Genomic DNA, 26038 nt, shown 5'->3' on the forward strand with positions numbered 1-26038 from the left:
ATTAGTTTTTATAGCTGAGCAAAGGGGTAGACGCCTTACGGGCGGGGGTGTAGGGCTCCAACAGGTAATTTGCGGCCAGGGCCATGAAATCTTCCAGTTGCTGGTGTTGCCAATCCTCTCCGTGCCCTAGCTCTTCGGCCATTAACCTGGCTACTTCAGGGGCCATGTCCATGGCGGCCCGGGCGTCCAGGAACAGGATGCGCATTCTTCTGGCCAACACGTCTTCCACGGTTCTGGCCATCTCATTGCGGGTGGCCCAGACTACCTCAGCGGCAAGGTTGGGGAACCGCTCGTGCAAAGGCTGGCCCAGTTCAGGGAACCGCTTGACCAACGCCTGGATAAAGGTTCTATCTGCCCCATAGATGGAGAGGTGCTCAGATTTGGTCTGGGGCGCGGCAAACCCGTGGACTTTGAGGGTAGCGGTGACGCAGGGCTTCTGGGGCAGAATGCCCAAGGCTATGGCCTGGTCTACCGTGTCCTGGGCCATCCTCCGGTAGGTGGTCCATTTACCACCCGTGATGGTGATCAGGTTAGAGGGGGCTACCAGTAACTTGTGGCTTCTGGAGATCTCTTTGGTGCTGTTGGTGTTCTTGGTGGGGGCCGCCAATGGCCGTAATCCGGCAAAAACGCTCAATACGTCTTTTCTGGAAGGTTTGCGGACCAGGTATTGGCCGGCCGTTTCCAGAATGAAATCTATTTCCTGCTCCAGGGCCCTTGGTTCCAGGCTATTCTGGTCAAGAGGCGTGTCAGTGGTGCCCACCAGCAGGTGTTTGTGCCAGGGAACCACAAACAGCACCCGTCCGTCTGGGGTTTTCGGGATCATCAAGGCATTGTCGCCGGCCAGGAAGGAACTGTCCAGCACCACGTGTACGCCTTGGCTGGGGCGTACCAGGGGGGGCTGGGCCGGGGCATTCATCTCCAATACCTCATTCACGAAAACCCCCGTGGCGTTGACCACCGTTTTGGCTTTTATCTGGTACTCCTGCCCAGATTCCAGGTCTTTGGCTTTCACGCCCGCTACCTTGCCGTTGCTGTCTTTCAGTAGGCTGACCACCGGCATGTAATTCAGCAGCACGCCGCCCTGCTCAGCGCAGGTCTGGGCCAGGTTCAAGGCCAGACGGGCATCATCAAACTGCCCGTCAAAATACTGGACGCCGCCTTTCAGACCCCTAGCCTGGATATTGGGCAACAGCCTGGCTACTTTCTTCCCAGACAAAAGCGAGGTTTTGTTGAAGCGGTAGCGCCCGGCCATCAAGTCATATACCGTGAGGCCTACGCCGTACAGCATCTCGTTCCACCAGGTGTAGTTCGGGATCACAAAAGATTGGATATTGACTAGGTGAGGGGCATTCTGCAACAGGAGCCCGCGCTCATAAAGCGCTTCATATACCAATTTTATATCTCCCTGCGCCAGATACCGTACCCCACCGTGCACTAGTTTGGTGCTTCTGCTGGAGGTTCCCTTGGCAAAGTCGGCCTGTTCCAGCAAAAGCGTTTTGAATCCACGTGATGCGGCATCAAGGGCAACTCCTAAACCAGTAGCGCCGCCCCCAATCACAATCATATCCCATGCAGCAGCATGGTTTTTTACCTCCTCCAGGAATAGCTCTCTTTTGAAAAACTGGCTATTAGGTTCGTTTTCTTTCACGCGGCTTTTGATTACTAAAATATCACTTACTTTTTCTTTCGTTTTAAAATTATGTTTCCCATTTATGAAAAGCAAATGAAATTAAATAAAATTATAATGTAGACTTCTTCCCTTTTTGAGGAATTCATAATGCACCCGGAGTAAGAGTTGCCATGTACCCTAGGTAAGGGTAGAAGTTGTTTAGTGGCTGGCTTTCTAAAAAGGGCTTGGAAACCCCGGGGGTGCTTTACAAGTCCGTGCCGCAAGGTGGTTTCTGCCCTTTTAGCCTGATGGCCAAAATAGTACCCTTTGTTTTACCTTAGAGGGATAACAACTCGCCCCGGCGGAACAGGGCTGGAAAGGGGGTTGGCTGGCTTGGCAAGAGGTGCGGGAGGGGGCTGCCGGTAGGCAAGCCTCTGTTTAGGGGCTGGTTTCACCAAAAGAGAGGAGAAATCTTTGCGCTGGTAAAGAGGAATGGTTCTGGTAGTCTTGGAACAGAAACCTAAAATTGTTTCTTTTGCTTTCATTTTGATTCTGGTACGAATGGTAAATATAACCGAAAGGCATCAACATATACTTGGAAAACTGCAGCAGGAGGGCCAGGTGACGGTTTTAGGATTGTGTGAGGAGCTGAGTGTGTCTTCGGTGACCATTAGAAAGGATCTGAAACTGCTAGAGGACAAAGGCCTGCTGTTCCGTACCCACGGCGGCGCCACTCAGAACAACCCTTATACCATTGACCGCCCGGTCAATGAGAAAGAGCACATCCAGATCAATGAGAAAAGCCGCATAGGGCAGGCAGCTGCCAAACTGATAGAGCCCAATGACTCTATCCTGATTGCTTCCGGAACCACCGTCATGGCGTTGGCCAAGAGCATTCAGCCCAATACCCTCAAGAACCTGATGGTCATTACCTCGGCGCTGAACGTGGCCCTGGAATTGCTGCGGCACCCTGAGGTGGAGGTGATGCAATTGGGCGGAATCCTGCGGCGCAGTTCCTCTTCCGTGACGGGGCCTTACGCCGAGAGCATCTTGGCTGACTTTTCCTGCAGCAAGCTGTTTCTGGGCGTAGACGGCATTGACCTGGACTTCGGGCTGACCACCACCAACGTGATGGAGGCGCGCCTGAACCGGCACATGATCAATATCTCGCAGAAAACCATTGTGCTCGCGGACTCCTCCAAGTTTGGGAAACGTGGTTTTGGGCGCATTGGCGGGTTTGAGGATATTGACCATATCATCACCGACAAAGGTATTTCTGAGCACACGCTCAACACCCTGCAAGGCATGGGCGTGAAAGTCACCATTGTGTAACCTGCGCCCGTTTTACCCCTGTTTTCACAGAAACAGACCCTAAAGAGCCTTTGCCCAGAAAAAGCCTCATCCTGCACTTTTCTTATGCTTTGTGAAATACGGGCCGGAAATCCCGGGTGGGGGCTATGGTGTTCTGTTCGCCGTTGACTTATGCTTAGTGAAATTCACAACGGGAACCCCAGAACTTTTCGCCTTGCAGTAGACTTCTGGCACCGATAGATTGCAAGTTGCCCGTGAAAGCCAGTTGCGTGAAAGAACCGGCCCTTGAGGGTAAAGCTGGAAACCGTTTCAAGCCTATTTCCTGAAAACAAGCCTGAAACGGATTACTTGATCTTCACCACCCGCACCGGGTTCCGTTCCTTAAGGCCAGTAGGCACGTGCGCCAGGATCTCATCTCTGAGCGATTCAATCATCTTCTTCTTCAGGAAGCTGCGGTGCACCACCAGGCTTACCTCCCGCAACGGCTGCGGTTCCACAAAAGGCCTGACCATGGCGCGTTTTTCCGCTGACAGTTCCTGCACTGAGAGTTCCGGTAGCAGGGTCATGCCGCTCTGGGTTTCCACAATCCGCTTCAGGGTCTCCAGCGAGCCGCTCTCATAGTCCAGCTGCACGTTGCGGGTGTCTTTGGCGCGGTTGCAGAGCTGCAGCACCTGACTCCGGAAACAGTGGCCTTCGTTCAGGAGCCACAGATCAGCGGGGTCAATTTCTTCAGCGGTGATCTCTTGCTGCGCTGACAGCGGGTGCGAGGGGTGCAGGTAGCCCACAAAGGCCTCGTAGAACAGCGGGACCTCCAGAATGGTCTTGTCGTGCAGCGGGGTGACCAGCAGGCCCACGTCCAGCAATTCCAGCCGAAGCTTTTCCACAATAGAGCTGGTAACCATTTCCTGGATAGACACGTGCACCTGCGGGTACTTCTGGATGAATGCGGTGATGAACAGCGGCACCAGGTACGGCGCCAGGGTAGGGATGATGCCAATGCGCAGTTCCCCACTGATGCCGTCGCGCTGCACCTTCACCAATTCCTCTATCTTTTTGAATTCGGCTACGGCCACCCGGGCTTGCGCAATGACCTCTTTGCCTAACTCGGTGGGGCGCACCGGCACGCGGCTGCGGTCAAACACCTGCACGCCCAGTTCTTCCTCCAGTTTCTGCAACTGCATGCTCAGGGTAGGTTGCGTGACAAAGCATTTCTCGGCGGCGGTGGCAAAGTGGCGGTAAGTGTCTACCGAAAGCAGGTATTCCAGTTGGGTAAGGGTCATGAGGCAAAAGGGGGGTGGAATGGTTTCCAGCCGGTTTTTTATAAAGCAGGCTAAAAGCGCCGGTTACAGGTGATAGGCAAAGGTAATAGTTTTGTTCTATAATAGTATAAATACTATCAATTTGTTCTATAAAATCGTTTGGGGCACCTTTGCCGTATGGTTAGTCAGAACAACATGAATTTCTAACCATTCACATTACTATGGAATCACACAACGAATTAGGATTGGAACGCAGAGACACCAAAGATTTGGCGGTTAAATTGAATGAATTACTGGCCAACTACCACGTGTACTACCAAAACCTGCGGGCCTTCCACTGGAACATCAAGGGCGGGAACTTCTTCGCGCTGCACGCCAAGTTTGAGGAGTTATACACGGCCGCCTTTGAAACCATTGACGAGATCGCTGAACGGATCCTGACCCTGCGCCACGTGCCTCTGCACAGTTTCTCTGATTTCCTGGCTACCTCTTCCGTGCAGGAAAGAAAAGGCCTTACCTCAGATGTAGACACCGTGGGCGCCACCGTGGAGAACATAGGGCAGATCATCCAATTAGAGCGCGAAGTGCTGGCCCTGGCCTCAGAACTGGACGATGAGGGAACCCAGGGGCTTATCTCAGATGACCTGAACACCCTGGAGAAAACGCTCTGGATGCTGAACGCCTTCCAGGCCTCCTAACCCACCTCGCGCTAAACCCTTTATTTCCTTTTAACCTTTATATACCATGTACCAAAACCGAGTTTTATCTGTTGGGGCAGAATTCCCTGCCTTTTCCAAAAAAGCTGTTGTTTCTTTAGAGAGAGACCAAGAGTTTAGAACCATCACCCACCAGGAGCACCGCGACAATGGCCAATGGCTGGTAATGTTCTGGTGGCCCAAAGACTTCACGTTCGTGTGCCCTACGGAGATTGCCGAGTTCAACAAGAACTATGACGAATTCCGCGACCGCGACTGCCAATTGATTGGCGCCTCCACTGACTCTGAGTTCGTGCACGCCGCCTGGCGCCGTGACCACGACGATCTGCGCGGTCTCCGGTTCCCTATGCTGGCCGACACCTCCAAATCCCTGGCCGAGGAGCTAGGCATTCTGGACGCCGAGGAGAAAGTAGCCTACCGCGTTACCTTCATTGTAGATCCGCAGGGCATTATCCAGTGGGTGAGCGTGAACGGGTTGAGCGTGGGTCGTAACGTAGCCGAGGTGCTGCGCGTGCTAGACGCCCTCCAGACCGATGAGCTTTGCCCGTGTAACTGGAAAAAAGGCGAAGCCACGTTAGCTGTTTAAACCTACTCCGCCGGCACCTGTAGGGGTAGGAGGAAATGTCTGTCCCTGTCTACCCACCTGTTGCCGGTTTATATAACACCGCTTGTTTAGTTGTTAATTTCAGGCGAAAGGAATGGCCTGACCTGCCCAACGCGGGGCCTTCCTTTCTCACCTGTTTCCAAAAAAAACAGCTCCCAAACAGCCTTGAAAGGAGCCAAGTCCTGAATTCCTGAACACGACTCAGAACTCAGAATTCTTTTTGGGCGTGCCCCTGCGGGTCGGGCTATGCGCTGCAAGTCCTCGGGCTTCGTGCCTCGCCCTGTGGGCTTTCCGCTGCTATCCCTCACGCAAGATAGAGCAACCATTCCTACAAATAGCGTTGGACAAAAGTTGTCAAGTAACGCTCTAGGCAATTGCCCTAATCACTTTCAACGGATCACTATTAACTATAAAAGCCATGCTTTCCGTCATACAAGAAACCCAACAAGATTTCCTGAAAGACCTGGGTCTTTCTGACCAGTCTTTCGCACGTCTGGACCAATTAGTCACCGGTGACTCCAAGTACCTCAGAGACTTGCGCATCAACCTCAAAACCGCGCTGCAGTCAGAGAATGTAACTTCCAAAGAAGCCTACCTGCTGGCCCTGTCGGCGGCCGTGAACGAGGAGAACAACACCTTGACCGAGTCTTTCCGTACGTTGGCGGCCTCTCACGGCGCCACTGATGCTGAACTGGCCGAGGCCGTCGCGGTCACCTCCCTGCTGAGCACCAACAACATCCTGTACCGCTTCAAGCACTTCATGCACACCGATTTTTATGAGGCTGCTGCCCCTAAGGTGAAAATGAACATCATGATGAACCCCGTGACCGGCAAAGAGTTCTTTGAGCTGGTGAGCCTGGCCATCTCGGCCATCAACGGCTGTGAGCGCTGCGTGACCTCGCATGAGGAAAGCGTGCGCAAATTAGGCGCCTCAGAGCAACGAATCTTTGATGCCGTGCGTATTGCCGCCGTAGTGGTAGGCGTGAGCAAGGTCATCCGATAGTTTCTCCTTCAACTAATACATAATATACCCCGCTGGCCCGTCAAAGGGCAGTGGGTCAAGAAACCGCGGTAGGGTAAGCTCTATTGCGGTTTTTTTTATGGTTACCTGTTTTGGCGTTACAATACGTGGATCGGCAATGCGTGGAGACAAGGCAGTGCCTTGTCTCTACAAATGTTCCACCAGGTGGGCTATATTCATCCTGTAGAGACAAGGCATGCCTTGTCTCCACGATACCCGATCTCCACGATACCCGATCACGTAGGGTTAATCCCTTGTGGTTACCCTTCTCAGGTTTGGGGCAAGGGCAACCACAAGGGATTGCCCCTGCGGGTAAATGAAAATGCCCGTCGCTTGGCAGCAACGGGCGTTTTCTATGGGTTTTTCAGAAATCAGCCTTTATATAGGAAGCTAACAACTAAAAACTAATCACTACTTCGCGTAGGAAACAGAGCGCATTTCCCGGATCACGGTGATTTTGATCTGGCCGGGGTACTGCATCTCTTTCTCAATCTTCTGCGAGATGTCAAAAGAAAGCTGGGCGGCGCGCTCATCGGTTACATTGTCAGCGTCTACCATCACGCGCAGCTCACGGCCGGCCTGGATGGCGTAGCACTGGTTCACGCCCTCAAACGAGTGGGCGGTCTCTTCCAGTTCTTTCAGACGTTTGATGTACGACTCCATGATCTCGCGGCGGGCACCAGGGCGGGAGCCGGAGATGGCGTCACAGGACTGGATGATAGGCGAGATCATGGCCGTCATCTCAATCTCATCGTGGTGGGCACCAATGGCGTTGCACACGTCTGGGTGCTCTTTGTACTGCTGGGCCAGCTGCATGCCAATGATCGCGTGCGGCAATTCCGGCTCCTCAGTCGTTACTTTCCCGATGTCGTGTAGCAGACCGGCACGTTTGGCGTGCTTTACGTTCAAACCTAATTCAGCGGCCATGGTGGCGCAAAGGTTGGCTACTTCTCTTGAGTGCTGCAGCAAGTTCTGACCGTAAGAGGAACGGAAGCGCATGCGGCCTACCATCTTGATCAGTTCCGGGTGCAGACCGTGGATACCTAAATCTATTGCAGTACGCTCACCGATCTCCACAATCTCCTCTTCAATGCTTTTCTTCGTCTTAGACACCACTTCCTCAATACGGGCCGGGTGAATACGACCATCGGCTACGAGGCGGTGCAAAGAAAGACGGGCAATCTCACGTCTTACCGGATCAAAACCAGAGATGATGATGGCTTCCGGGGTGTCATCTACAATGATCTCCACGCCGGTAGCGGCTTCCAGGGCCCGGATGTTACGACCTTCCCGACCGATGATCTTGCCTTTGATGTCGTCTGACTCAATGTTGAAGATAGAGACGCAGTTCTCAATGGCGTGCTCGGCGGCGGTACGCTGGATGGTCTCAATCACTACCTTTTTGGCTTCTTTGGTAGCGGTGAGCTTGGCCTCGGCCACAATGTCTTTGATGTAGGAAGAAGCGCGGGTAGAGGCCTCAGACTTGAGGTTTTCCACCAGTTGCTCACGGGCTTCGTCGGCAGACAGGTTGGCGATGCGCTCCAGGCGGCTCAGGATCTCATGGTGGTCCTGCTCTACCTTGGCTTGCTTGTCACGGTATTGGGCTTCCAGGTCTTCTTTGCGCTTGTTGAAGCCTTCCAGCTGCTGGTTCAGTTTCTCTTTGAGAACATCGGTTTCCTGCTCTTTCTTCTTCAGGTCTTCCTGCTGCTTGGTAAGGAACTGCTCACGCTGCTTTACCTTGTTCTCATTCTGGATGATGATGTTCTTCTTGCGGTTGGCTTCTTCCTCGTGCTCGGCTTTCAGTTTCAGGAAATGCTCCTTGGCTTCCAGCATCTTGTCTTTCTTCTGGGTCTCGGCTTTCACCTCCGCCTCGCGGATGATGAGTTTGGCGCGTTCAGTGGCCTGTTCTTCCTGCTCTTTGAAGAGCTTGAGCAGCAAGACGCGCCCGGCGTAGAAGCCGATGCCCGCGCCCACCAGGGCTGCTAAAATGATATAAATAGTCATGACTATAACTTTAAAGGGTTAAAGTACAGCAATGACACTGAGCCAATGGAACTGGAGCGGAAGGTGTGTTATCCGAGCTGCAGAGAGGAGAGCAGTTGGTTTAAAGAAGAGAGTTTTTCCTCCAACGTCAGTTGGGTTTCTACGGCGGCGTCTTCCGTCTTGATTTTATCAGCGGCGGTTTCCAGCGCGATCATGGCCAGCAGATCCTGCTTGTCATGGATCCCGAACTGCTCCCTGAACATTCTCAGGCGCTCATTCAGGTATTTCCCGGCTTGCCGCAGCCTTTCTTCCTCGTCCTCGTTTACCCGCATTGGATATTCGCGGTCGGCTATCTTGATGCGTATAGATAACTCACTCATGTCCAGATGCTGTTAAGTGCTGCCGTGGCGCGCTTGTTTGTTGAAAGGTTGCCCTGCGAGGTGGTAAAAAGGTAAAGGTTCCGCATGTCAAGCCTAAGGTTCTAATTGGTGTATCAGCGTGCACGCACGCCTAAAGAGAGAACAAACAATAATCGCCACCAGACAGCCCGTTTCCCTAATCTCTTAAATAAGCAATGCACTTGTCAATCTCGCGCAAGTACTCGTTTATTTTTAGCTTCAACTCCGTTGAATTGGTAGTGTCTACTGCTATGGTTTGTACAATTTTACTAATATTATCTTGATTCTGAAAATTTTTTATCTCCGCGTCCTTTTCCTGGATCACTTGCTGCAGGCGCGCTATTTCCTGATGGGCCGCCTGTAGCCGCTCCTGGCCCGCCTGGTACTGCTGTACCAACTGGCGCACTTTGCCCTCTATGGACTGTATCTGCTGAAGGGTGGATTGGTTGGGCATCTTACTTCCGGATTACGGCTCCTAACTGGTGCTCAAACTGTTGCATCAGGCGGTTCATGGTAGAATCAATGACTTTGTCAGTGAGCGTCTGGTTCTGGTCCTGTAGGGTGAAGCTGATGGCAATGGCTTTTTTGCCGGCCTCAATCTTGTCCCCCTCATACACGTCAAACACGTTCACCTCCTGCAGCAGCTTGCGCTCCACGCGCTGGGCCACTTGCCGGATTTGGTCAAAAGATACGGATTTTTCCACCACTAATGACAGGTCGCGGCGTACCTCCGGGAATTTAGACAACTCCGCGAACACTAGCTTGTCTTTGTAGTTGCGCAATAAATAATCCCAATTCAGCTCTGCGTACCACACTTGCTCTTTCACGTCTACCTGCTTGCACACACTTTCCTTCAGCAAACCAAGATGGCCCAAGGTCACATCGCCTTTCTGGTAGGTTACACCCCCAGCCAGGTACGGGTGCTGCGTGGGCTGCGTGCTATAGTTGGGTTGGCGGCACAGCGTGAGTACCTGTTGTACCTGCGCGGCCAAATCATGGAAAGAGGCCTTGGCGGTGGCTTGTTGCCAGCTTTCTGCGGCGCGGTTGCCGGTCATGAACAAGGCCAGGTAGTTGTTCTCTTTGTATTTCTCGCCGTCTTTGCGGTAAACCTTCCCCATCTCAAACACCTTCAGGTCACGCTGGCGGCGGTTGATGTTGTGGCGCAGCACCTCTAGCCCCGAGTACACGAGCGTCAGGCGCATGGCGTCCAGGTCCTCTGAGTTGTAGTTCAGGATAGGCACCAGTTCAGCCGGGGTATTGCCCTCAGCGTCTTTGTAGTAGTTAGAGTTGGTGAGCGAGTTGGTAATGGTTTCCAGATAGCCGTTAGCAGCCAAGGCATCCGCGATGCGCTTGGTGATGACCTCCGGATCGGGGTTCGGGAATTTAGCCAGGAAGCTGGAAGCCAGGTTCTCGCTCAGCTGGATGTTATTGTAGCCGTAGATCCGCAGCACCTCTTCCACTACGTCGGCCTCACGGGTCACGTCTACCTTGTGCGGCGGAATAGACAAGAGCAAATCTTCCGCAGTTTCTTCCTCAATGCCAATGCCCAGGTCTGTTAAGATCTCTTTGATTCTGGCTTCGCCGATGGGCTGCCCGATGAGCTGGTTTACCCGCGCGTAACTCACTCTGATTTGGGTAGGTTGTACCGGGGTAGGGTATACGTCCACGATCTCAGACGAAACTTCGCCACCCGCTACTTCCTGAATCAACAGGGCGGCTCTTTTCAGAGCGGTGATGACCATATTGGGATCCGTGCCGCGCTCATAGCGGAACGAGGAATCGGTCTTGAGGCCGTGCGTCTGAGATGTTTTTCTTATACCGGCCGGGGCGAAGTAAGCGCTTTCCAGGAAGATGTTCTGCGTGGCTTCGGTCACACCGGCTTGCAAGCCCCCGAACACGCCGGCCAGTACCATGGGTTCCTCGGCGTTGCTGATGGTCAGGTCCTCTGCCCGAAGGGTGCGTTCCACGCTGTCCAGGGTGGTGAACTTGGCTCCTTCTGTGGCGTTTTTCACAATGATCTTGCCTCCTTTGATCTTGGCGGCGTCAAAGGCGTGCATGGGCTGACCCAACTCGTGCAACACGTAGTTGGTCACGTCTACCACGTTATTGATAGGTGACAACCCAATGGCTCTTAACCGCTGCTGCAACCATTTCGGCGACTCCTGCACGGTCACGCCTGAGATGCTCACGCCGGCGTAACGCGGACAGGCTTCCAGGTTCTCAATCTCCACGGAGATAGGCAGACTGGTATTGGCTACCTGAAAACCGCTCAGGTCTGGCAATTGGTAAGGGGTCTTAAGCAGCGCTTGTAAGTCACGGGCCACGCCCAGGTGTGAGGCGGCATCGGCGCGGTTAGGCGTCAGACCAATCTCAAACACTTCGTCAGAGGCCATCCCGAAGAACTGGGCCGCCGGGGTGCCGTTGGGTAGATCGGTATCCAACACCATGATGCCGGAGTGGTCCGTGCCCAGCCCGATCTCGTCCTCGGCGCAGATCATGCCCTCAGACACGGCCCCTCTTATCTTGGATTTCTTGATCTGGAAAGGCTCGCCGCCGGCCGGGTACAAGGTGGCCCCTACGGTAGCAATAATCACTTTCTGGCCGGCAGCCACGTTGGCCGCGCCGCACACGATGTGCTTGGGCTCGCCGTCGCCGGTGTCCACGGTGGTCACGCTCAGTTTGTCGGCGTCTGGGTGTTTGGCACAGGTAAGCACCTCGCCAATGACCAGGCCCTGCAAGCCGCCGGGCACCACGTCAACAGTGTCAATGCCTTCCACTTCCAGACCGGCATCTGTGAGGAGCTGACCCACTTCCGGGGCAGGTTTATCTATGTTGATTAAAGTCTTGAGCCAATCCAGTGATATGCGCATGGTATTACTTTCTCTGTAAAAGGATAGGTGCAGCCACGCCGCCCCCGAAGCCGTTTTAGGGCTACAATTTTCAAAATTACCAAAAACTGGTAAACATGGGTGTAAAGGAGTGATTTTTTGTGGGGTGGGGGTGGCGGTTCTGGAATGTTAATGGGAAGGAAAGGCAGTTTTCTGCCGGTCCCGTTTTTCAGGCAGGTTTGGAAAAACGGGGCTGAAACGGTACTGGCGCAGACGCTCGCAGGTCCTCCGGACGCTACGAGGTCTTTGGAGGGAGCGGTATAGGCGGTGGATAAAGCGGTTTTCCCTCTACCTCTGGGAGAGGGCTAGGGTGAGGGGGGCGGTGGTTTCTAGGTAGAGGCTTCTCTACGGCCGGAACCGCATAGGACAGGTCGCGACCTGTCCGTACATTTGTTTTATAGTAAGGGCCTTCGCCGTTAGGGGCTTTTCCCCCTCATCCTAGCCTTCTCCCTGGGGGAGAAGGAACCCCAGTAATGCATTTGGAGGCTGCTTTTGGGAAATCAGGCCAAAACTATAGTTCCTGCAACCTTGGAACGTCAGCAGTGCCAGGGTAGAAAAACCAGATGCGAATCGCTAGTAACTAAATACTGACAACTAAACACTAGCAACTAGTCCCTCTTGGCAAATTCTTGCTCTCCAGCCGGTATCTTCACTTTGAGGCGGTTCTCGGCGGGGGGCATGGGGCAGGCGAACTCTGGGTTGTAGGCGCAGAAGGGGTTGTAGGCCTTGTTGAAGTCCAGGAGAATGGTCTTTCCGTTGGGGATGGCGTCTAGGTAGCGGCCACCGCCGTAGGTCTCAAAACCATTGGTCTGGTCGGTGAAGGGGATGAAAAGGGTGTCTGACACCGAGCCCGCTTTCTGGAATAGGGTGAGCGTGTGCGTCTGGCCATCCAGGTCAAAAGAGGCTTTCCCTTTCACGAAGTAGGGTTCCTTGGTACCGGTGGTCATGGGGATGGCTACGGGTTCCGCGCTCTCTATGGGCGTGAAATCAGCGCTTACCTCATAGTCACGGGTGGGGGCGTAATAGGTGAGTTTGTTGAAGGCGCGCCGCAGAGAATCCGGCAGCGGAGACCGGGTCACGCTTCTAAAGGTGAGGTCTTTGCTCTCGCGGAACTTCAGGACGGCCTGGTTGTAACTCTCATCGTTGAAAAACAGGTCTTTTACCAGATAGCCCACAATGAGCAGCACGCCAACAACAATAATGTATTTGAATCCTTTCATGAACCAAAGCTTTGAAGCCGCGAAGTTCGGAAAGAATTTGATACGATAGACAAAGGAACCGTTTTAGACCTCTTTTTCAAGAAACAGCTTGAAAATGCCCCCGTAGCGGCGTTACACGGTAACGCCGTGGTTCTATGAAACGAAGGCGTCTCCTCTAGGCAGGTAAGTTTTTTAACCCGCGAATTTTGGTTCCATGGTATTTTTGGCCGTGCGTTGCTGTGTGGAGCCACGGCGTTACAGTGTAACGCCGCTACGGCTTCCGGGCCCTTTTACAGAAAACAAGCCCAAAACAAGGAGGATAGCCACTTTGCTGCAGCGGCTCTCCTCACAGAAAAAACAATCAACAACCGGCAATCAACAATTAAAGCAAGTCCTCGTCGGCGAAGCTGTAGTAACTGCTGTCGGTGAAGATGAGGTGGTCCAGGATGGGCAGGTCTAAAACTTTTCCGGCTTCCTGTAGTTTCTTCGTCAGCGAGATGTCGGCGGCACTGGGTTTAAGTTGGCCCGAGGGGTGGTTGTGCACCAATATAATAGCGCTGGCCAGGTTCTCCAGGGCGTGCTTGAAGATAAGCTTGGGGTCTGCCACGGTGCCGGCCACGCCGCCGCTGCTGATCTGGATCTTCTTCATGATAGTATTGGCCCGGTTGAGCAGGATGATCCAGAACTCTTCGTGGGGCAGGTCTAGGAGGTGCGGCCGCATGTAGTCGTAGATATCCGTGGAGCAGGTGATGCGGGTTTTCACGGCGGGGGCGGCCTCTTTGCGGCGGCGGCCCAGTTCCAGAGCACTCACAATGGAGATGGCCTTGGCTTCACCGATGCCTTTGTGCTTCTGCAGTTCCTTCACCGTGAGCCGCGCCAAGGCGTTCAGGTCATGGTCCACGGCGTTCAAAATAAGTTTGGCCACGTCAACGGCGCTGAGACTGGGCGTTCCGGACCCAATTAAAATTCCGATCAGTTCGGCATCTGAAAGGGCGGCGCGGCCTTTGAGCAGGAGTTTCTCCCGCGGGCGGTCTTCTTCGGCCCAAGATTTGATGGAAAGCGGAGCGGTGGCGTAGGCGGTAGACATACGTGATAAAGTATTTTATAAGATTTAGGATAAAAATTTCTTGTACAAGTGCTATGTCTCAGAAATAGTTCACCGGCTGCTTACAATTACACGTACATCCTGCGTTATGGAAAATTAGCTTTGCTTCCCTGAATTCTCTTTAAAGACATATGACCAGACTCCTCATCACCTTACTAATAGTTCTTCTTATAGATATCTATGTTTTCCAGGCCGTGCGTACCGTGGCGGCTTCTTTTGCCCCGGGGGCCAGAAAAGCCACCTATGTTATTTACTGGGCCATTAGCCTGTTCACGCTGGGTACGCTGCTGCTGGCCTTGCTCACCAGAGGGTCGGCACCCAACCCGGCGCGCATGCAGGTGGCCAACGTGCTTTTCATCTTGTTCGTCTCCAAACTGGTAGTAGTGCTGTTCCTGTTCCTGGATGACCTGGTACGCCTGGTGCAATGGGCATCCAATACCCTGCGCGGGCCCCAGAACCCTAAGTTTGACGCGTCACGGCACCGGTTCATGAGCCAGTTGGCGCTATTTATGGGAGCTTTGCCGTTCACGGCCCTTATCTGGGGCATGGTGAAAGGGGCCTATGATTACCAGGTGAAGAAAGTGACCCTCAAGTTCCCTAACCTGCCGCCAGCCTTTGACGGGTTCCGGCTGTTGCAGATCACCGACATGCACTCAGGCAGTTTCCACTCCGGGGAGCCGCTGGAGAAAGCGGTGGCCATCATCAACAAACAAGCCGCTGATGTGGTGGTCTTCACCGGTGACATTGTGAACAACGTGGCCTCTGAGGTAGAGCCGTACGTTCCTACACTGGCCAAGATCAAGGCCCGGCACGGCGTGTTCTCCATTTTGGGCAACCATGACTACGGCGATTACGTGGCCTGGGAGAGCCGCGAGGCCCGCAACCGGAACCTGGACACCCTGAAAGACCACCACCGCCGCGCCGGCTGGGACCTGCTCCTGAACGAACACCGTGTGCTGGAGCGCGATGGGCAGCAGATCGCCTTGCTGGGGGTAGAGAACTGGGGGCACCGCATGAACTTCCCCAAGTACGGCATCTTGTCCAAGGCCTACGCCGGTACGGAGAAATACCCGGTCAAGATTCTGCTCTCGCATGACCCTTCGCACTGGGACGGCGAGGTGAACACCCAATACCCAGACATCGACCTTACCTTGTCTGGCCACACCCACGGCATGCAGTTTGGCGTGAACATACCCGGCTGGAAATGGAGCCCCGTGCAGTATGTGTACAAGCAGTGGGCGGGTCTTTACCGGAAAGGAAAGCAGTACCTGTATGTGAACGTAGGCCTGGGGTTCTTGGGCTACCACGGCCGGGTGGGGTTCCTGCCAGAGATCACCGTCATTGAGTTCAAGAGAGGATAAAACCTTTTAGCAGGACCGAAATTATTTTTGGCCCTGTTTTTGGGTGGAGTACAATTCCTGATTATAGCTTGTTTTGCTTAAAACGGGCTGTAATCAGGAATTTTTTGGTTTTAGGGCTGAATTATGGAAATGGAGGGTAGATAGTCGGTCTTGGTTATGTGCAATCAGTGGGAAACCTGGTTTCCTGGGTGCCGTACAAAGGCAGGAACACGCTAAGTTCCTTGGCGCCAGTTGTTCCACTAAGAAAGAAGACTACTATGAAAAAGCAGATGTTGATGATCATGGCGGCCGGAGCCTTGGCTTTTACCGCTTGCCGCGAAGACGCCGGCACCTCCACTGAAACGCAGGAAAACGATAGCAGCACCCCAGACAACGCCGCCGGGGAAACCAATGATTCTTCCACCGTTTATAACTATGAGCAGGAATCTCGGGAAAGAGCCAACCGCATGTCTTCCCAGATCTCGCAGGACCTGAAGCTGGACGAGGCAACCAAGGCGCGCATCAGTACGGTGATGTACAACCGGGCCCGCATGATGAACGAGCTGGAAACCCGCTACAGCAGCACCAACCGGAGCGCCGGGATGGCCGCTGACAGCCAAAGCACCATGAGCGAAGACCTGCTGGTAGAAGACGATACCATGATGGACAGCAGCATGGCCGTGCAAAGCCCTGCCATGAAAGTGACGGGTTACCCCGAAGACTATCCTACTCAATACTACAGTGAGCTGGAGACCATCAACTCTAACGTAGACCTGGAAGTGAAAGGTTTTTTAACGCCGGAGCAGTTTAGGATGTATGAGGCCAACCGCCAGAAATACTACAGCGGCGAAGCCAAATACAAAGCCCAGGACGGTTCTAAGCTGAAGGTGGAAGGGGATGAGGCCAAGCTGAAATCCGGTGACACCAAAGTGAAAAGGGACGGTGATGAGACCAAGCTCAAGACCGATAACATAAAAGTGAAGAAAGAACCAGGTGAGTCTAAGATCAAGACCGATGACACCAAGTTGAAACGTGAGAAAGGCGAGGTTAAATACAAGTCTGGAGACACTAAAATAAAACTGGAGAACTAACCGTTCTCTCAGTATCTTTGAAAGGCTTGCCCGTTAGAAAGGCAAGCCTTTTTCTTTGCATGTTCGGCCATTTGTCATCTATGGGTAAGCGTTTCTGCTTTTTGATCTTTTTCTTGTCAGGTCTGCTGGGGGTACCCAGGGCCATCGCCCAGACTTCTGGGCACAGTATCTGGGTCAGCGGCCAGGTACTGCGGGAAGATACCAAAGCGCCCATTGCCGGGGTGTCAGTGTACCTGAAAAGCAGCGGGCAGGGGCTGGCCACCAACGCGCAGGGCGCCTTCAGAATCCAGATGGCTTCCTCAGACACGCTCGTGTTCCGGGCGCTGGGGTTCAGGCAGAAAGAGTACGTGCCCTCGCTGCGCAGCGTCACCGAGTTGCGGATCAATATTCTGCTGCAGGAGGAAAGCGTGCAGCTGCGCGAGGTGAAGGTGTCACCCATGTCACCGGAGAAAGTAGACCGGGTGCTGCGCAACATGAAGCCCCGACCGGCTCCGCCCAAACCCCGCATGAACGTGACCGTGCCGCGCATCCTTATTCCGCCGGGGCCGCCCGCGCCGCCAGACATCATCACCAGCCCCTTGACCTTTCTGTATGAGCAGTTCTCCAAAGAAGGCCGGCAGCGCACCCGGGTGTCTAAGCTCATGGAAGAGCGTGAGCGCCAGAAAGAACTGGAGCGGATCATGATCCGGCAAGACTCTGTGCGGCAGGCGCGCCTGCGCTATAACCGTTTCTTCAGAGATACCACCAGTTTCTTTGATCCGCGCTGGTAAGGGGCCGGCCTTTCTCCCTCGGTCTTAAAATTTTAGTTACCTTTGCGCCTGATTCTAAGAGTCAATAACCAAGACACGAAGTATGTATTTCAACAATATCATTGAAGCCATTGGCAACACGCCCCTGGTGAAGCTGAACAGCGTCACAGACGGCGTAAAGGCCACGGTACTAGCCAAGGTAGAGTATTTCAACCCCGGCAACTCGGTTAAAGACCGCATGGCCCTGCGCATGGTGGAAGACGCCGAGAAAGCGGGCATCCTGAAGCCGGGCGGTACCATCATTGAGGGAACCTCCGGCAATACCGGCATGGGGCTGGCCCTGGCCGCCATCGCCAAAGGCTACAAGTGCATCTTCACCATGTCTGACAAGCAGAGCCCGGAGAAGATCAACATATTGAAGGCGGTAGGCGCCGAAGTGGTGGTTTGCCCCACCAACGTGGCTCCGGAGCACCCGGATTCCTACTATTCAGTTGCCAAGCGCCTGAACCAGGAGATCCCCAACTCGTTCTACCCCAACCAGTACGACAACCTTTCCAACACCGCCGCCCACTATGACACCAGCGGCCCTGAGATCTGGAAACAGACCGACGGGAAGATCACCTGCTTCGCCTCTGGCGTAGGCACCGGCGGTACCATCTGCGGCATCTCCAAATACCTCAAAGAGCAGAAGGCAGACCTGAAAGTAGTGGGCATTGACACCTACGGTTCGGTGTTCAAGAAATACAAAGAGACCGGCGTCTTTGACGAGGAAGAGATCTATCCGTATGCCACAGAGGGCATTGGCGAAGACATCCTGCCTAAGAACGTGAACTTTGATTTGATAGACACTTTCATCAAAGTAACCGATAAAGACGGGGCCCTCATGACCCGCCGCCTGGCCAAAGAGGAAGGCTTGTTTGTGGGCTGGTCCTGCGGATCTGCGGTACACGGCGCCCTGGAATACGCCCGTGAGCACCTCACGGAGAAGGATACGCTGGTGGTGGTGTTGCCAGACCACGGAACCCGCTACCTGGGCAAGATCTACAATGATGACTGGATGCGCGCCCAAGGCTACCTTGACTAAACACTTCGTTTTAGAGGTGGTTTTCCTGAAACAGACCCTAAACGGCCACCTGTCTTTCTGAGCAGGTGGCCGTTCAGTTTTAGCCTTGTGTATAATTTTGTGGGAAACTAGGAAGGAAACGGCGCTAAACGTAGTAACATTGTAGGCCAAGGGGCCGTTTTAATGCTAATTAACTTCTCAAGACCAGTGCTTTGCTTCTCCACCAGATCTCTTTCCTTTTAAATGCTGGAATACCGGCGGCGCCTTCAGGCCCAGGCGGCTTGTTTCTGGTGAGTGAGTTGCTGGTAGTCACGGCCTATCTGGCGGTGGCGGGCATCTTGTTCTACCTGGCCCTGAAGCGCGATGAACGCGAGCGCAAGCTGGTGCTGGTGCTGTTCGGGGTGGTGGCGCTCATGGGTGGAGCGGTACACCTGCTCAATTTCTGGGGTTTCTCCACCCGCAATGAACTCATCCTGGGCCTTCGGCTGGTGTTTGGCCTGCTGGCCATAGGGGCGGCTTTTCTCCTGTTCAGGGCAATTCCGGGGCTCCTGGCCATCCCAAGCCAGCGGCAGCTCCAGAAAACAAACCAGGAACTAAGGGGGCAGATACAGGAACGGGAGCGGGCAGAGGCCGCCTTGCGGGAAACCCAGATAGAACTGGAGGACCGCGTGCAGAAGCGCAGTGCCCAGGCCATTATGGCCAACCGGGAACTGGAACGCGAGATAGAAAACCGCAAGAGCGCTGAAAAGCAGCTGATTTCCAAAAACTACGAGCTAATCAAGAAAAACGCGGACCTGGATGACTTTGTCTATTACGCCTCCCGTGACCTGAAAGCCCCGGTGCTGAACGTGTCTGGGCTGGTAGAGGCCATCCGGGAGGAATTGCCCACGAATAACCAGGAGCTGGCCCAGTTGTTCGCCCGCCTGGATGATTCGGTGTCCAGCATCCACCGCAAGCTGAACAACCTCACCGAGGTGAGCCGGATCCAGAAACCCCTGGAAGCGGACCAACTGGAGATGGTCTCCTTCGCCACGGCGCTGGCCATGGTGCAGGAGCGCATGCCAGAACCCCTGAAAATAGCAGGCGCAGAGGTGAAGGCTGATTTCTCGGCGGCGCCGGAGGTCTTCTTCTCCAGAGACAACCTGCTCAGCCTGCTCACCAACCTGCTTTCAAATTCCATTAAATACCGCGATTCTGAGCGGCCTTTGCGCATTACCCTCACCACCCGGTTGCAGGATCCTTACCTGGTACTGGAAGTGCAGGACAACGGCATGGGCATAGACCTGGAGCAATACGGGAACCACCTGTTCTCCTTGTTCAGGCGGTTCCATGACCACGTAGAGGGCAGCGGAGTAGGGCTTTATATCATTAAACGCATCATGGACAACAACCGCGGGAAAGTGGAGGTGCAGAGTGTGCTGGGCGAAGGCACCACGTTCCTGCTGTATTTTTTGAACCATGACCAAGACACCGGAGCACGGGTATGAAAAAACTTAGGGGCATTTTGCTCATTGACGACGACGACACCAACAACTTCCTGAACCACCGCCTGCTGAACCGGATGCAGATCACGGACCGCATCAAGGAATTCCGCAACGGCAAGCAGGCCTTTGACTACCTCTACAACATCAGTGAAGGGCACGTAGACCTGTCTAACCCAGAGTATTTCAAGCCTTCCCTCATTCTCCTGGACATCAACATGCCCGTGATGGACGGCTTTGAGTTTCTGGCCCTGTTTGAGAAATTAGACGCAAAATTCCTGGAAGATGTGGTGCTGGCGCTACTCACTACCTCTGAGCACGGCCAAGACACGGAGCGTGCCGCCGCCAGCGGTATCCCGTACCTCATCAAACCGCTCACCGCCGAGAAAGTACAGGAACTGCTGGAGCGGCATGTGCCGGAAACCGAGGGTTAACCCATCTGGTCAGGGCGCCTTCCGGTGATTCAGGAAAAGTGATTAAAAGGGGAACCAGCATTCTCAGGGCAGATTCTAGGATCTGCCCTGAGAATGCTGGTTCCCCTTTTTTGTGAAACGGAAGGCTTAGAGCTGGTATTTCAGGAAGATGTGCACCATCACGCTTACGCCCGCCAGCATAAGGCCAATGCCAATGAGGCGCTCAGAAGACTGCTGGGTAGGCGAACTCTGTCCTTTCACGGCTTTCCCCAGCAAGGCGCCCACGGCAAAGGCCAGCATGAGCGGCAGGCTTTTGGTCCAGTCAATGTGGCCCAGCCAGTAGTGCGAGGATATGCCGGTGATGCTGGTGATGATGAGAATGAATAGGGACGTAGAGATGGCAATCTGCGACGGGATCTTGAAGACCCTGATCATGATGGGCGTTTGCAGGAAGCCTCCGCCTATGCCAAAGAGGCCCGCCACCGTGCCGGTGAACAACCCAAAGAAAGCCATCAGGCCTCCGTTGAGCCGGTAGGCCAGGTGCCGGGGGTGGTTCTTCCTGATAAAGGAGGTGGGCATGCGGTTGAGCCGGTACACCATGCCGCGCTTTTGCCTCTGCTTTTGCTTATACGTCGCCAGCATGTACACCCCCACCGCTGTCACAAAAACAGAGAACAGCACCTGCATTTGCAGCACCGGCATGAACGCCACCAGAAAAGCCCCCATCACGGTGCCCATCATGGCGGGGAACTGGAGCAGAGAGGCCACCACGTAGTCAATGCTTTTCTCCCGGAAGTTAAAGATAGAGGCCACCAGAGAGGCCGGCAGCAAGGCTGACATGGCCGTGCCGATGGCTAATTCGATGGGAAATTGGAAGAAGATGATCAGGATAGGTACCATGAACACCCCGCCCCCAAAGCCAATGAGGGTTCCGAAAGTGCTGACCACAATCCCCGCCAAGAAAAGGAGTATCTCTGTTATCAAGCCGCGCTGGTGCTAGGTGCCAAGGTACTGGAAATAGAAGTGATTGCCACTGTCAAACCACATGACTCTGCGGCTGGTCTGCCTTGTGCGCAAGGCCCGTTTCCGGCTTAAAAAAATGAATCTGTGGCAGAAAATAATACCGCTTCTTTACTTCTTACTGCTGGGCTCAGGAATGGTTGCTGCCGGAGGTGAAACCCAGTATTTTCACCGGGCTTCACTAGCTGGAAGAGAGATTGTAAAGACGAAATACCAAATCAGGCCCAATAGTAGGAGAACAGGCGGATCCTTGGATTATTCCTTGGTGATGGTGGCGTCCACGAACTGGAAGTGCTGGCCGTCAAACAGGCCCTTGTCGCTCAGTTTCAGGGCCGGAATCACTAAAAGGGCCATGAATGACAGGGTCATGAAGGGCGAGGTAAGGGGGCTGCCCAGGTCTTTGGCGGCTTTGTCCAGTTTGGCGTACTGCTCGGCTACCCAGTATCCGTCTTCCGGTGACATGATGCCGGCCACGGGCAAGGGCAGGACCTCTTCCCGGTCGCCGTCTACCGCGCAGATCCCGCCTTTGGCCTGGATGAGCAGGTTCACGGCCCGGCAGAGGCTCTCGTCGTCGCAGCCTACGGCAATGATGTTGTGCGAGTCATGGCCCACGCTGGAGGCAATGGCCCCACATTTCAATCCGAAGTTCTTGATGAAGGCCAGGGCCGGTTCTGCGTTCTGGTAGCGGTTCACTACCGTCATCTTCAGCACATCCTGGGCCACATCGCTCACAATAAAGCCGTCCTTGATTTTAGGGTCCAGCAGCAGCATACCGGTGATCAACTGCCCGTCATAAGGTTCAATCACCCGCAGTTTCACCGTGTCCTGGGCCGGTAGTTGAAACTGCGCCACGGTCTTGGGTTCCGCATGGAAGTTGTTGATAACTTCACTGGGGATGAAGGCGATCTTACTTTGCCCATGCTCTGCCACCAGCTGGCCGTTGATGTAGGTCTTGAGCACGTTGAAGTCCTCCAGATTGTCTACCACAATAAAATCCGCGGGGTCTTTTTCCTGGAGCAGACCTACTTCCAGTTTGTAGTGCTGCACCGGGTTTACGCAGGCGGCTTGTAGCACGTGGAACAAGTTGTGGCCTTTGGCCAGGGCCCGCTTCACCAGTTCATTGATATGTCCCTCTACCAGGTTGTCAGGGTGCTTGTCATCAGAGCAGAACATGATGTGGCCGGGGTGCTGGGCCAGAAGTTCTATCAGGGCCTCGAAGTTCTTGGCGGCGCTACCTTCCCTGATCAGGATCTTCATGCCAGCGGCCAGTTTGTCGCGGGCCTCGTCGGCGGTGAAGCACTCGTGGTCGGTGGTCATGCCGGCGGCGGCGTAGGCCTGGGCCTCTTCGCCGCGCAGGCCGGGGGCGTGGCCGTCTATCTGCTTGTCAAACTTCTGGGCCAGGGTGATCTTCTGCAGTACCCCTTCATCGCCGTTGAGCACGCCGGGCCAGTTCATCATCTCAGCCAGGTACTTCACTTCGGGGCGCAGAAACAATTCTTCAATGTCCTCGGGGGTGATTTCGGCGCCCGCCGTCTCAAAAGGGGTGGCCGGTACGCAGGAAGGAGCCCCGAAGAAGAACTTGAAGGGTACTTTCTGGCCGTTGTCCAGCATATATTCCACGCCTTTCAGCCCCAGTACGTTGCCTATCTCATGCGGGTCTGAGACGGTGGCCACGGTGCCGTGGGGCACAGCCAGGCGCGCGAACTCAGAAGGCACCAGCATAGAGCTCTCCACGTGCACGTGCGCGTCAATGAACCCCGGCAGCAGGTAATGCGTTTGGGGCACGGGCTCCCGCACAATGCGGGTTATCTGACCGTCCATGATCTCCAGGGTGCCCTGGTACACCTCTTGGTGCAGCACGTCAATGATGTTGCCACTCACTTTGTAGAATCTGGGTGTAGCCATGGTATGATTTTGAGAAGTTTCCTGAAAAGTAAGCCCTAAACCTGCAGGTACGTAAAAACCCGTAGCGGTTCCGGCAGATTACGTTTATCTTTGCAGTCAAAGTTAATGGTTTTGAGAAAGATTTTTTCCCTTGGGTTAGTGTGGTGCTTGCTGCTGGGGGCGGTTAGCCCTGCCTGTACGCGTAAGTCCACGTCCTTGAGCAAGAAGACCAAGAGTTTCCAGCGCCACCAGCGCTCGGGCAAGGGAATTCCCTGCCCTACCAAAGATTGCTAAATACAAATACCCTAAGGCACTGGTATGAAGAAGATTGTAGTAGCCCTTGACGGGCACTCTTCCTGCGGAAAAAGCACCACCGCTAAGAAAGTGGCCCAAGAACTTGGCTACGCGTACATAGACACCGGCGCCATGTACCGGGCCGTTACCCTTTATTTCCTGGAGCATTACGTAGACCTCACTAACCCTAAAAAGGTACAGGAGGCCTTGGCCAATATTGAAGTGTCATTTCACCGCAACCCCAAGAACGGCCGCAACGAGGTGTTCCTGAACGGCCTCAACGTAGAGGACGAGATCAGGAAAATGTACATCTCTGAGAAAGTGAGCGAAGTGAGCGTGCTGGCCCCCGTGCGGCATGCCATGGTGGCAGAGCAGAAGAAAATGGGCAAGCGCCGCGGCGTGGTCATGGACGGCCGCGACATCGGCACCGCCGTGTTCCCAGACGCTGAGGTGAAGGTGTTCATGACCGCTGAGGTGGAGATCAGAGCCAAGCGCCGCCAGGAGGAACTGCTGGCGAAAAAGCAGCTGGTACCATTTGATGACATTGTGGAGAACCTCAAGAAACGCGATTTCATTGACTCTACCCGCGCTGAAAGCCCCCTGAAGAGGGCCGAGGATGCCCATTTGCTGGATACCTCGTACATTACCATAGATGAGCAGGTAGATTTCGTGCTGGACCTGGTGGCCTCTGCGCTGGCGCTGAAAGAACTAGCCGATTGAACCCATTAGGGCAAAAACAGGCCAGAAACAGGAACGGTTTTTGATCTGTCTTACCGCATACCACTTGATACGTGTGTCTTTCATATGAACGTAACCATAGATAAGAATTCCGGCTACTGTTTTGGGGTAGAGTTCGCCATCCAGATGGCCGAAGATGAACTGGAAGAGGTTTCTGAACTGTACTGCCTGGGTGACATTGTGCACAACAGCATGGAAGTGCAGCGTTTGTATAACAAGGGCCTGCGCATCATTGACCGCGAGCAGCTGGAACAGCTCCATGACTGCAAGGTGCTCATCAGGGCGCACGGCGAGCCGCCGGAAACCTACCAGACCGCCCTGCGCAACAACCTGGAACTCATAGACGCCTCCTGCCCGGTGGTGCTCAAGCTGCAGAACCGGGTAAAGCATGCCTATGACTCCGTGAAAGCGCACAACGGCCAGATTGTGCTGTATGGCCAGCAAGGGCACGCCGAGGTGATTGGGCTGGCCGGCCAGACTGGCAACGAGGCCATTGTGATCACCACGGAGGAGGATCTGGACCAACTGGACTATACCCGTCCCATCACCCTGTTCAGCCAGACCACCAAAAGCACCAAGGGCTTCTACCGCATGAAAGAGCTCATTGAGGAGCGGGTAGCGGCCGTGAAAGCCACCGGCCTGGAAGTGGTGGACCTGGACGCCAATGACAGCATCTGCCGCCAGGTTTCTAACCGCGAGCCGCAACTGGATAAATTCGCGCAGCACCATGACGTGGTGGTGTTTGTGAGCGGCAAGAAAAGCTCTAACGGAAAGGCCTTGTACGCCGTGTGCCAACGGGTGAACCCGCAGAGCTACTTTGTGGAAAACGCCGAGGAATTGGACATGGACTGGTTCAAAGACGCGGCCTCAGTAGGGATCTGCGGCGCCACGTCTACGCCCATGTGGCTCATGCAACAGGTGGCAGACGCCATTCAGGCGCAGCACCCGGTTACGGCGTAGTTTCAGAACCAAAGTATTAGATTTTCAGTATATTTAAAAGCCCCGGTGACGGGGCTTTTTTCCTATCTTCCTGTTCATGAAAAAACTCTTACGCTATTTCCTCAACGGCTTTCTGATTGTGGCACCCATCTCGTTGACGGTGTACATCATTGTGGCCGTCATCAATTGGTTAGACGATCTTTTCTGGTTGAAATTCCCGGGCGTGGGGCTGCTGCTCATCGTCGCGCTGGTGACAATGGTTGGCTTTATCGGCTCCTCCTTCTTCGTGAAGCCTTTGTTGGTGGTCACCGAGCGTATCATGAGCCGCCTGCCGCTGGTCAACATGATCTACTCGTCCCTCAAAGACCTGTTTGACGCGTTTGTGGGCGAAAACAAGAAGTTCAACCAACCGGTACTGGTGAAAATGACCCAGTTCCAGGATACCTATAAACTGGGCTTTGTGACGCAGATGTCCATGGAGCCCCTGAACCTCCCAGACAAGGTGGCCGTCTATTTCCCGCACTCCTACAACTTCTCGGGTGAGTTGTTCCTGGTGGCCCGCGAGAACGTCACGTACCTGGAGATTCCCAGCAGCGAGGTCATGAAATTCGTGGTGTCAGGTGGGGTTTCCAAACTGTAATTCTTTGTTCTAGACCTCGTTCTCTGGTGTTGGGCTGTTTTGGAGGTGATTTTAGCAAAACGCCCCCAAAGCAGAGAACCCTGTCTGCCGTTTTGCCCCTGATTTCACTGAACCAGGGGCAAAACGGCATTTTTGTGTCTGCCGCAGGAGGAAGTCTGGTCCGCCGCTTCCCGCCATAATACAGGAATTCCCCTGGGCGAAGGCTGAAAACTCAGGGAGTTGTGATATATTTAACCACTCAACCTGAACTTGGGGCTGGCGCAGGGTGGTTTTCCAGCCAGGAACCTACTCTT

22 protein-coding genes and 1 pseudogene are annotated in these 26038 nt (G+C 54.2%); 13 read left to right on the plus strand and 10 right to left on the minus strand.

Annotated elements, in window-relative coordinates:
* Position 1: 1 nt before the first annotated feature.
* Positions 2–1648, minus strand: coding sequence for a glycerol-3-phosphate dehydrogenase/oxidase (locus tag FOE74_RS05225; protein WP_308422677.1), 1647 nt, complete (start codon positions 1646–1648; stop codon positions 2–4).
* 522 nt (positions 1649–2170) lie between these two features.
* Between FOE74_RS05225 and FOE74_RS05230 the strand changes: the two genes are divergently transcribed.
* Positions 2171–2941 (plus strand): DeoR/GlpR family DNA-binding transcription regulator, encoded by a 771-nt coding sequence (locus FOE74_RS05230; RefSeq protein ID WP_149097550.1) that lies wholly within the window; start codon positions 2171–2173, stop codon positions 2939–2941.
* 323 nt (positions 2942–3264) lie between these two features.
* Here FOE74_RS05230 and FOE74_RS05235 read toward each other — a convergent pair whose 3' ends face one another.
* Positions 3265–4200 carry a hydrogen peroxide-inducible genes activator gene (locus tag FOE74_RS05235; protein ID WP_149097551.1) on the minus strand — a complete coding sequence of 312 codons (936 nt, stop codon included), beginning with the start codon at positions 4198–4200 and terminating at the stop codon, positions 3265–3267.
* Between the two features lie 200 nt (positions 4201–4400).
* Between FOE74_RS05235 and FOE74_RS05240 the strand changes: the two genes are divergently transcribed.
* From FOE74_RS05240 to FOE74_RS05250, 3 genes are all read left to right on the plus strand, one after another.
* Positions 4401–4877: a Dps family protein gene (locus FOE74_RS05240; protein ID WP_149097552.1), complete on the plus strand. Its 477-nt coding sequence runs from the start codon at positions 4401–4403 to the stop codon at positions 4875–4877.
* Between the two features lie 46 nt (positions 4878–4923).
* Positions 4924–5481 carry a peroxiredoxin gene (locus FOE74_RS05245; RefSeq protein WP_149097553.1) on the plus strand — a complete coding sequence of 186 codons (558 nt, stop codon included), beginning with the start codon at positions 4924–4926 and terminating at the stop codon, positions 5479–5481.
* A 436-nt stretch (positions 5482–5917) separates the two neighbouring features.
* The gene (locus FOE74_RS05250) at positions 5918–6502 is read left to right on the plus strand and encodes a carboxymuconolactone decarboxylase family protein (RefSeq protein ID WP_149097554.1); all 585 of its coding nucleotides are present in this window, start codon (positions 5918–5920) and stop codon (positions 6500–6502) included.
* A gap of 429 nt (positions 6503–6931) precedes the next feature.
* On the opposite strand, the gene rny is transcribed toward FOE74_RS05250, so the two are convergent.
* From rny to radC, 6 genes are all read right to left on the minus strand, one after another.
* Positions 6932–8524 (minus strand): ribonuclease Y, encoded by a 1593-nt coding sequence (gene rny / locus FOE74_RS05255; protein ID WP_372427066.1) that lies wholly within the window; start codon positions 8522–8524, stop codon positions 6932–6934.
* Between the two features lie 68 nt (positions 8525–8592).
* Positions 8593–8883, minus strand: a complete 291-nt coding sequence (locus FOE74_RS05260) for a cell division protein ZapA (RefSeq protein ID WP_149097556.1) — start codon at positions 8881–8883, stop codon at positions 8593–8595.
* A gap of 175 nt (positions 8884–9058) precedes the next feature.
* Positions 9059–9355, minus strand: coding sequence for a hypothetical protein (locus tag FOE74_RS05265; RefSeq protein WP_149097557.1), 297 nt, complete (start codon positions 9353–9355; stop codon positions 9059–9061).
* Position 9356: 1 nt separating this feature from the next.
* Complete coding sequence (pheT, locus tag FOE74_RS05270) at positions 9357–11771, minus strand: phenylalanine--tRNA ligase subunit beta (protein WP_149097558.1); 2415 nt, start codon at positions 11769–11771, stop codon at positions 9357–9359.
* 626 nt (positions 11772–12397) lie between these two features.
* Positions 12398–13009 carry a DUF1684 domain-containing protein gene (locus tag FOE74_RS05275; RefSeq protein ID WP_149097559.1) on the minus strand — a complete coding sequence of 204 codons (612 nt, stop codon included), beginning with the start codon at positions 13007–13009 and terminating at the stop codon, positions 12398–12400.
* 361 nt (positions 13010–13370) lie between these two features.
* Positions 13371–14075: a RadC family protein gene (gene radC / locus FOE74_RS05280; protein WP_149097560.1), complete on the minus strand. Its 705-nt coding sequence runs from the start codon at positions 14073–14075 to the stop codon at positions 13371–13373.
* Positions 14076–14224: 149 nt separating this feature from the next.
* Here radC and FOE74_RS05285 point away from each other — a divergent pair, with 149 nt between their 5' ends.
* From FOE74_RS05285 to FOE74_RS05310, 6 genes and pseudogenes are all read left to right on the plus strand, one after another.
* On the plus strand, positions 14225–15454 hold the full coding sequence (locus tag FOE74_RS05285) for a metallophosphoesterase (RefSeq protein ID WP_149097561.1): 1230 nt from the start codon (positions 14225–14227) through the stop codon (positions 15452–15454).
* Between the two features lie 257 nt (positions 15455–15711).
* On the plus strand, positions 15712–16524 hold the full coding sequence (locus FOE74_RS05290) for a hypothetical protein (protein WP_149097562.1): 813 nt from the start codon (positions 15712–15714) through the stop codon (positions 16522–16524).
* 101 nt (positions 16525–16625) lie between these two features.
* Positions 16626–17294, plus strand: a complete 669-nt coding sequence (locus tag FOE74_RS05295; RefSeq protein ID WP_188686427.1) for a carboxypeptidase-like regulatory domain-containing protein — start codon at positions 16626–16628, stop codon at positions 17292–17294.
* An 82-nt stretch (positions 17295–17376) separates the two neighbouring features.
* Positions 17377–18354: pseudogene (locus tag FOE74_RS05300) on the plus strand (PLP-dependent cysteine synthase family protein); the annotation flags it as partial.
* Between the two features lie 194 nt (positions 18355–18548).
* Positions 18549–19823, plus strand: a complete 1275-nt coding sequence (locus tag FOE74_RS05305; protein WP_149097565.1) for a sensor histidine kinase — start codon at positions 18549–18551, stop codon at positions 19821–19823.
* Positions 19820–20251, plus strand: coding sequence for a response regulator (locus FOE74_RS05310; RefSeq protein WP_149097566.1), 432 nt, complete (start codon positions 19820–19822; stop codon positions 20249–20251). Before FOE74_RS05305 ends, FOE74_RS05310 begins: the two co-directional genes overlap by 4 nt.
* 126 nt (positions 20252–20377) lie before the next feature.
* On the opposite strand, the gene FOE74_RS05315 is transcribed toward FOE74_RS05310, so the two are convergent.
* Positions 20378–21214 (minus strand): sulfite exporter TauE/SafE family protein, encoded by an 837-nt coding sequence (locus FOE74_RS05315; protein WP_225840675.1) that lies wholly within the window; start codon positions 21212–21214, stop codon positions 20378–20380.
* A gap of 291 nt (positions 21215–21505) precedes the next feature.
* Positions 21506–23155 (minus strand): adenine deaminase, encoded by a 1650-nt coding sequence (gene ade / locus FOE74_RS05320; protein WP_149097567.1) that lies wholly within the window; start codon positions 23153–23155, stop codon positions 21506–21508.
* Positions 23156–23452: 297 nt separating this feature from the next.
* Between ade and cmk the strand changes: the two genes are divergently transcribed.
* The 3 genes from cmk to FOE74_RS05335 all read left to right on the plus strand — a co-directional run bounded on the left by cmk (position 23453) and on the right by FOE74_RS05335 (position 25745).
* Positions 23453–24148, plus strand: coding sequence for a (d)CMP kinase (gene cmk, locus FOE74_RS05325; protein ID WP_149097568.1), 696 nt, complete (start codon positions 23453–23455; stop codon positions 24146–24148).
* A gap of 84 nt (positions 24149–24232) precedes the next feature.
* Entirely contained in the window at positions 24233–25126 is an 894-nt protein-coding gene (locus FOE74_RS05330) for a 4-hydroxy-3-methylbut-2-enyl diphosphate reductase (protein WP_149097569.1), read from the plus strand.
* A 76-nt stretch (positions 25127–25202) separates the two neighbouring features.
* Positions 25203–25745, plus strand: coding sequence for a DUF502 domain-containing protein (locus FOE74_RS05335; RefSeq protein WP_149097570.1), 543 nt, complete (start codon positions 25203–25205; stop codon positions 25743–25745).
* Positions 25746–26038: the final 293 nt, after the last annotated feature.

Origin of the sequence: Rufibacter glacialis, from assembly GCF_008271745.1 — a bacterium.
In the GTDB taxonomy this organism is placed as follows: Bacteria; Bacteroidota; Bacteroidia; order Cytophagales; family Hymenobacteraceae; genus Nibribacter; species Nibribacter glacialis.